The 6846-nt window shown below is 42.4% G+C and carries 7 protein-coding genes; all 7 read right to left on the reverse strand.

The window, feature by feature from the left end; all coding sequences use genetic code 11:
• Positions 1-150: 150 nt before the first annotated feature.
• Positions 151-936, reverse strand: a complete 786-nt coding sequence (locus ACYVRH_RS03110) for an RluA family pseudouridine synthase (protein WP_461255471.1) — start codon at positions 934-936, stop codon at positions 151-153.
• Positions 923-1144, reverse strand: coding sequence for a carbon storage regulator CsrA (gene csrA, locus ACYVRH_RS03115; RefSeq protein ID WP_461255472.1), 222 nt, complete (start codon positions 1142-1144; stop codon positions 923-925). The genes ACYVRH_RS03110 and csrA overlap by 14 nt, the downstream gene beginning before the upstream one ends.
• A 1-nt stretch (position 1145) precedes the next feature.
• On the reverse strand, positions 1146-1589 hold the full coding sequence (gene fliW / locus ACYVRH_RS03120) for a flagellar assembly protein FliW (protein WP_461255473.1): 444 nt from the start codon (positions 1587-1589) through the stop codon (positions 1146-1148).
• 9 nt (positions 1590-1598) lie between these two features.
• Positions 1599-2849, reverse strand: coding sequence for a flagellar hook-associated protein 3 (locus ACYVRH_RS03125; RefSeq protein ID WP_461255474.1), 1251 nt, complete (start codon positions 2847-2849; stop codon positions 1599-1601).
• A gap of 23 nt (positions 2850-2872) precedes the next feature.
• Positions 2873-4762 (reverse strand): flagellar hook-associated protein FlgK, encoded by a 1890-nt coding sequence (gene flgK / locus ACYVRH_RS03130; RefSeq protein ID WP_461255475.1) that lies wholly within the window; start codon positions 4760-4762, stop codon positions 2873-2875.
• A 12-nt stretch (positions 4763-4774) separates the two neighbouring features.
• Entirely contained in the window at positions 4775-5284 is a 510-nt protein-coding gene (locus tag ACYVRH_RS03135; RefSeq protein WP_461255476.1) for a hypothetical protein, read from the reverse strand.
• A 74-nt stretch (positions 5285-5358) separates the two neighbouring features.
• Positions 5359-6846, reverse strand: a 1488-nt coding sequence (locus ACYVRH_RS03140; protein WP_461255477.1) for an ATP-binding SpoIIE family protein phosphatase, incomplete at its 5' end; no start/stop codon positions are given.

Consider the following 6846-nt stretch of genomic DNA (forward strand, 5'->3'; position numbering starts at 1 on the left):
GTTCGTTATCTTAGCGTGAAGGTGTCACGCATTGATAACGAACAACAACATTGCTCATTGCTAATTGTTAATTTAATCCTCTTTTTTCATCTAATGCCAATATATGTATTTAAAGCAATCTCTCTTAGTTCGTATGGTTCGTGATAATTATTAAGAATTTTTTTCCAGTTGTTTAATCAAACTATCCATATCCTTAGGTAGTGAAGCGACAAGCACTTCCCCATCAGGCAATGTCAGTTCTTGAGCATGCAGTCCCAGTCTTTCCAGTAATGGACGCTCTTCAAATGGATCGCCTCTGTAGCCGCGTTTGAAGGATGAGAGTTTTACTGGCGACATTTTACCGTATAATTCGTCGCAAACTACAGGATGGCCAAGGGCGGCTAAATGTACCCTGATTTGATGAATTCTGCCCGTTTCGGGGAGCGCTTGCAGGACGGTGTAGTGTGCGGCAATAGTGAGGCAGATAAAGCGGGTAAAAGACTTTTTACCTCGGTATTTGTCAATAATTGTCATGTGTTTTTTGTTTCCGTTTGGAATAAGTGGCAAATCGCAGGAAGTCTCTTTCCATGAAGGGCGGCCATGAACAATGGCGGTATAGAGTTTTTTCACGTCACGCTTTTCAAAAGACATTGATAAACTTCGGTGCGTTTCGCCGTCTTTCGCAAATACTACAAGCCCCGACGTTTCCTTGTCTATTCTGTGAACTGTAAATATTTTTGGCAGTTGAAAATCGCGCTCAATAAGCCTGTCAAGCCTTTCCTTCGACTCGTCCCATCTGTCACCGCCCACGGAAATGCCCGACGCTTTATTAACCGCAATTATTTTTTCATCCTGATAAATAATAGTATAAAACTTTTTATTCATGTTTAAGTTGGCCTGCCTGACCACTCTGGAGTGGTCAGGTTCGTGGTAGAATTCTTCCTTATTTCTTACCAAAATTTACATTTGGTATAACAGTCGCGGACTTGGAAGCGGCTTTATTCTCAGCTTTGATAGCGTCATAAACTTCCTGCCTGAAAACTTTTACTTTTTTAGGAGCGTCAATGCCGATACGAACTTGATCGCCTCGAATTTCAATAATCGAGATTTTAATATCATCGCCAATTACCACTTTTTCATCTACTCTTCTTGACAGTATAAGCATTTTATTGTCCTTGTTTGTTAAATTCAGCTATAATGTCATGCTTTGTTTTCCATTTTGAGTCTGATAGTATTGCCTGCATTCCCGTCATATTTTCTTTGTTTATTATTATCGGTCCCTGAAGATTGGCCGTCATTGAGTTTCCGTCCTGCGGAATTGTAACAATAACAAAAACAAGGGCGTTTTCAGGGGACTTTATTCCAATTTCGGCAAGCTCATCGTTAGTTACGTTAGCTTCATAGTCTTTGCGAAAAAGAAAAGGATTTATCAAGATAAACGCGATTTCTTTATCATCCACGGATTGAAGCCAAAAAAACTGCCCTTGCTCGATATTGTCCAACAATACATATTCTTTATAATCTTCAAAGCCAAAAAGCCCTTGAGGTATTTTTATTTTTTGTTTTTCGTCAACTTCTATAACTCCGTAGACCTTGGTATCAACTTTCATTTTTTACTCCTATCTTAAAAAATCAAGTAATGTCGCAGGCAATATTTTTGCCGCCGTCTGCAACGCGGCCTGATGCGCGAATTGCGCCATTTTAAAATCCGTAATAGCGTCAACCAAATCAAGTCCCGTCTCGCGCCCCAACATGCTTGTAACATTGGGGATTTGAGCGTTTATCCTCTGCCACGCGGTTTCAGCGCGTTCTTTGCGGCTGCTTACGTCGGCTAATCTTAGTACAACATTGTTAAGCGCGAGATCCATCCCTCCTATTCCCTGGCTTCCTATAAAATCCTGGTCTCCCCGGTACATCGCATCCCTTAGGCGTATTACCATGTCAAATAACGAACCGCCGTAAACTTTCGCGGAAGAGTTCCAGTTTGGAGCGCCATTTTCCGGATTACCGGCGATTATTCCCAAATCGCGTAACACTGCGGCTCCTCCTTCCTTGTCTTCGGCGCGGATAAGATGGGCGTTTGTGCCTTCAAGAACAAGCCCTCTTGTATCAATATCTATATACGCTTTAACTGGAGCGGCTGAATCATTAATCTTCGCGACAATCGAAGGCAATGTATCGCCGATGTTTACGCCTATTTCCACTCCGTCAATAAAAAACGCGCCGTTTTCACGCACTCTGTAATCTGTAGCGTCAGTCGTTGAAAAAATCTGCATTTTCTCAGCCCAAAAAGCTTCGTCTCCCGCCAAATCCAGTTCCAAAAACATATTGTCGCCAATTTCAACTTTTCTGCTCGCCCCAGCGCCACGGTATTCAACGCGGGTTATCACCGTTTCACCGGCTCCTTCTACCGTTCCTTCAACAACTCTGAAAGGTTCAGTGTAAACTTTATCGCCTGAAAAAATCTGCCTTGTGTCTGGTCCGACGGCATTGGATAACGCTACAAGTTCTTTTAAAAGTTCATTTACTTCCATCCCCATTATTTGCAGCTCGTATTGCTGAACGACTCCATTTGCCCCATTAACGGCAAGTTCCCTTATTCTTTGAACAATACTGTTTGTTTCGTTTAAATAATCATGTGTATTGTCCAAATGCTCCCTTGCCTTATACGTGTTTTCCTCAAAACGGTTTAGGCGCGTAATATAGGATTCATATCTTACGGCGTGAGACGCTGCAAGCGGATCGTCCCTTAATCTCTGTATCCTGTTTTGCGTGTCAATTCTTGATTGTATGTTATTCAGGTTTTCTTCCTGCCGCCTTAAATAAAACTGCATGTCCGAATGGGCCATGTCGCTTGATATCCTTCTCATAATTTTTCCTCCGTGTTATTTATTTAAACGCCCATGCGGTTTATCAGCGTATCCAGCATTGAATTGACAGTCGTGACAAACCTTGCAGCAGCGTTATAACCTTGCTGAAAGCGGATCATATTGGCAAGTTCTTCATCGATATTTACGCCGGATATTGACTGCCTCCAATCGCGCAAATATTTCATTATCTGATTTTCAGTCGCAAGCGCCCTTTCAGATTCTTCGCCCATTAAAGCGACGTTTCCGACTGAAACGGCAAAATAGTCGTCAAATGTCTCAAGCCGCCCGACCATTACGGGAGTGTTTCTTATCGAAGCGATATCCGCCGCAGCGTCTCCGTTTCCTGAATTAGCCGATCTTCCGTTAAAGCCAAAGCCCGCCGCCACATAAGTGGGGTCTTTAATGAGCATTGGACTTACTTCTATCCAACCGGCGGGATGGGCGACAGGCGCGAGCGCGTAATTTTCAGGAGTACCCCTTAAACTTGTTACAGCGTCCGCGCGTCCCCAATCATAAGCGCCGTCCGCTCCCGATTGAAGAAGCAGACCCGCGTATCCCACAAGGAAGTGCCCGGAGTCTTCCACATGGCGTATAACAAAATCAGGATTTACCCTCTGCCCGTCAACTAATTCTGAAGGAGTGCCTTTAAAAGAGATTTTCCCCTCCCTGTTCAACCGCGCGACAACTTCCGCTCCTGAATTATTTATGCGGATTATAATGTCGTTCACGGTATCCGTCGGATAATAAGGCACTTCTATCTGCCTGTCATTTCCTGAAAGAGTTATTACTCCTTCCAAGCCTACTTGCGCCATTGGTTGGAGTGTATTTTGCCCGTTAATCCTGTAAATATAACTTGAATCAAAAACCCCGTCACCCGATCTGTCGTAATTTCCGTTTACATTGGTGACAAACGGATATTCGGAAAAGAAATTATTCCCCGTCGAGCCGTTTGCGCCGTAGGCTTCGCTGTGAATCTCGTTTACAAGGTCGGTAAAATTCATAACCATGTTGTCAAGATTTTGGATTTCTTTTTGTATTGTCACATCACGCAGTTCCATCAATGCCCCAAGACTGCCTTTTGAAAAAACCATTTCACTACCGGTATCGCGCCAATAAATGTAAGCGAAACTTTCCGCGTCAACGTCTTTTCTCATGTCAAACTGCCTGCCTACCTGCCCCTGCACAAGAATATGGCCAGAAGTGTGAACCATAAATTCATCCGGGTCTTTTTGCGTAACGGTTACGTCAATTAACGATGAAAGCTCGTCAACTAGCAAATCGCGCCTGTCCATTAAATCATTCGGGTTATCGCCTTGCGCTTTAATCCGTTGTATGTCCCCGTTAATGGCGGCTATTTGGCGCGATATTTCGTTTACTCTGGAAACCGTCATCTGAATGTCATCATCAGTCTGAGTTTGCAGCCTGCTAAGACCGTTATAATGATTTTTTATGCCGTCAATTAAAGTTTTTCCCCTTTGAATAACGCCGATGCGGAATTCGTTTTCCGAAGCGTGCTGGGATAGTTCCTGCCACGCGTCCCAGAAGCTGTCCATTTTGCTTCTTACGGAATTCGTGCCTGTTTCAAGATATATCTGCTCCATTTCGCGCACATAACGGTCGCGCGTTGTCCAATAGCCTTCGCCCGAGCTTTGGGCGACAATTCTTCTGTCAAGAAGCTGATCCCTGATGCGCTCAATGCGCTCAACGTTGACCCCCTGCCCTATCTGCCCTGCGGTTTCAGCGCGGTTAAGCCCTGGCATAAAAATAGGTTCAACAGAAGTAAATTCCACTCTTTGCCTTGAGTATCCGGGCGTGTTAATGTTATCAAGATTATGTCCTACTGCTGCAAGCGCCTGCTGATGCGCCTGAACGCCTCTTTTTCCGATTTCCAATCCCATGAATGTCGATGTCATTTTACTCTCCTCTTAAAAACTGCGGTTTAAAAAAATACTCTGCATATCGTTGGAAAAATGCATTCCTTCTTTTGTGTACATTTTTCCGCCCCGCTCGGGAAACGCAAGATCAAAGAAATCCTTTAACGTAGATTTTATTCCCGACAAATATGCAAACAACGATTCGTTTGCCATTCTCAATTTTATAGCTTCAATTTTTAAACTGCGGTAAATAGCGGTTAATTCATTGCGCTGACTTTCAGGCAGGAGCATGACTAACGCGTAAAATTGCCCCTTAGCGTCCAGATTTTCAGAAAAACTATTTTGATGAATTAACGCCTTAAAAACGGTAAAAAGCTGTTCACGTTCTTTTTCCAGAGCTTCAATCTTGCTTTCAATTGAGTTCATCGCGCCTAGATGGTCTTCAAATACCGTCCATTCCCTGTTTGTAACGGCCTGGCGTATTTTTTCCTGCTCAACAACGGCGTTTTGGATTAATTCACATTCCTGAAGCAGGATATCCCTGCATTTTTCATAAATCATGACTATACCTCTCTTTATATATCGGTATTTTGGAATTTATCTTAAAGAGGTTCACACTAAGAGTGATAAGGGAATCAATGTTTTTTAGCGATTATCAGTATATTTTTACCATTTTCCCGAGTGTACTCTACTCTATCCATGATTTTTTTGACCATGTATAGGCCTAAACCGCCGATTTCACGCTCATTTATGGGTTTATTCAAGTCAGGAGACTCCTGATCCTGCGGATTAAACGGTTGACCGTTATCTTCAAATTTTATTGTTACTTCATCTTCCGAGGAGACGGAAATTTTAACTTTCCCGCCTTCCTGTCCGTAGGCGTAATTTACAATATTGGTAAAAACTTCTTCTGTTGCAATTTCAATTTCATTTTGAATGTCAGGCGGATAACTTGTCTTTTTCAATTCCGAGGATATAAATTTAACCACTTCGGCAAGACATTCTTTTACAGCGTCAACTGTTATTTCGTTTTTTTTGCCGGCGTTTTCCTTCTCATTTATATGCAGCGCCAGCATGGCAATGTCGTCAGCTTGCTGCGCTCCCTCGGCGAAATTATCCACTTCTTTTTTTATATTGATAATTAGCTCTTTAGGAGAAGATAATTTGTATTTATTAAGCGCGTCAAGAAGCCTTTCCTCTCCGTACAATTCTTTGGCGCGGTTCATGGCTTCCGTAACGCCGTCAGTGTAAAAATAAAGGGTATCGCCGCCGTTAAGCGTTATTTCCTCTTGCGCGTATTTTGCGTCTCTCATTACAGCTAACACTATTTGCGGTTTGCCTTTTATATATTCAAATGAAGCGCCGCTCTTTTTTATAAGCGGCGGATTATGTCCGGCGTTGACAAAAACAAATCTGCCTTTGGGAATATTGTAAATGCCCATAATCGAGGTTACAAATATGCACGCGTCATTATTTTGACATAGTTTTTTATTTATAAGTTCAAAAACTTCTTTGGGGTTTTTATCGGATGAATAATAATTAATTAGCGTTTTTGCGTTTACCATGAATAAAGAGGCCGGTATTCCTTTTCCCGATACGTCGGCTATTACTACGGCAAGATTATCTTTATCAATAAGGAAAAAATCATAAAAATCGCCGCCTACTTCTTTCGCGGGAATCATTTCGGCGAATATGTCAAATTCATCCCTGAGCGGAAAAGCGGGAAACTTGGCGGGAAGCATGCTTGCCTGTATTTCACGGGCTATGGCAAGCTCCGTATTAATTCGGTTTTTTTCTTCGCGCTCACGGATATTTTCATCAATCGCGTTTTTTAAATCACCCGTCATTTTGTTAAATGTTCTCGCAAGCTGTCCCAATTCATCATTTGACTTAATATCAATCTTCATGTCCAAATTGCCAAGTTCAATATTCTCTACGCCGTTTGTAAGATTTTTTATGGGAGTGTTAATAAACATGGAAACAAGCAGATACGCGAAAACAATCATGGTGACAAACGATATTTCTATTATGCCCGTAAATAGGGAATTCCTTTTTTCCACATCTTCAAATATTTCTTTTTCAGGTATCTGGACTGACAAAAGCCAGCCGTTCTTCATGTAACG

It is taken from the genome of Treponema sp. R80B11-R83G3, assembly GCF_054786115.1.

Bases quoted from the DNA above. Each gene is read 5' to 3' on its own strand.
- ACYVRH_RS03125 (WP_461255474.1), bottom strand. From the start codon at position 2,849: ATGAGAAGGATATCAAGCGACATGGCCCATTCGGACATGCAGTTTTAT.
- ACYVRH_RS03135 (WP_461255476.1), bottom strand. From the start codon at position 5,284: ATGATTTATGAAAAATGCAGGGATATCCTGCTTCAGGAATGTGAATTA.
- fliW (WP_461255473.1), bottom strand. From the start codon at position 1,589: ATGAAAGTTGATACCAAGGTCTACGGAGTTATAGAAGTTGACGAAAAA.
- flgK (WP_461255475.1), bottom strand. From the start codon at position 4,762: ATGACATCGACATTCATGGGATTGGAAATCGGAAAAAGAGGCGTTCAG.
- csrA (WP_461255472.1), bottom strand. From the start codon at position 1,144: ATGCTTATACTGTCAAGAAGAGTAGATGAAAAAGTGGTAATTGGCGAT.